The sequence below is a fragment of the Confluentibacter sediminis genome (assembly GCF_003258355.1).
GTDB classification, from domain to species: Bacteria; Bacteroidota; Bacteroidia; order Flavobacteriales; family Flavobacteriaceae; genus Confluentibacter; species Confluentibacter sediminis.
The window spans coordinates 1-799 of the sequence record NZ_QKPO01000049.1 but is presented as its reverse complement, the minus strand read 5'-3'; the positions used below and the strand labels follow the sequence as shown (position 1 = coordinate 799).

General features: G+C 29.3%; 1 protein-coding gene. It reads right to left on the bottom strand.

The genetic code is table 11. From position 1 onward, the window contains the following. Nucleotides 1-161: 161 nt before the first annotated feature. Nucleotides 162-665 (bottom strand): hypothetical protein, encoded by a 504-nt coding sequence (locus DKT72_RS17820; RefSeq protein ID WP_235841756.1) that lies wholly within the window; start codon nt 663-665, stop codon nt 162-164. Between the last annotated feature and the right edge of the window lie 134 nt (nt 666-799).

Below are 799 nucleotides of genomic sequence, written 5' to 3'. Positions count from 1 at the left end.
ATTACTGTTTAAAGTTAATATTATTTTTACACTTTTAAACAGTTCGGTTTTAAGGGAAGCTTACAAAAACAAACTTACAAAATCATTTTTAATGTATTGATTACCACACGATGGTATTGATTACCACACGATGCAATCGTGCGTTAGCGGGGCAAACGTTTTTATTTTTTTTCTAAATTCAGATTATCCAGTACAGCATTTAAGTCCGAGAGAGAAGTTTTGTCAATTAGTCCTGTATTTATTTTCAATTCAGTAAGGTCAGTTTTAAGCACATAATCTCCCGCAAATTTTTTAATCCGAGTAATTTCATTCAAGTTTATTTTTTTGGAAACCAGAAGGTTTTTTGAAATAACTCCATTTTCTATGGTCAAATACTGTTTTCTATTTTCAAATAAATAAGTTCCTAGATACAAAATCCCCATTAATAGATAACCATAGTTAAAAACATTTCCTGATTCAAAAATAATGGCAGAACTACCAAGAACCATCCATAAAATTCCAAAAATCAAATAATATCTTAAACGTTTTTTTGTGTATCGTATTTTCATTTTTTTAATGTTTGGTAACTTGTTTATATGCGCTACTCTATTTCTCTTATCATACCAATTTGGCGGGCTATGCGCTACTTTTGTAGCAGTGTGTCGCTTATTTTTTAAACTTACCAAACATAACCTTTTCTTACAATATTTCCAATTGTTTTTGTTTTTATTTCAAACAAAGAGATTGTGTTTCATGTCTTGTCCTAAAATAGCTATACACAAAACCACGAGTATGGAAACATCAAAACAAACAGAAAATT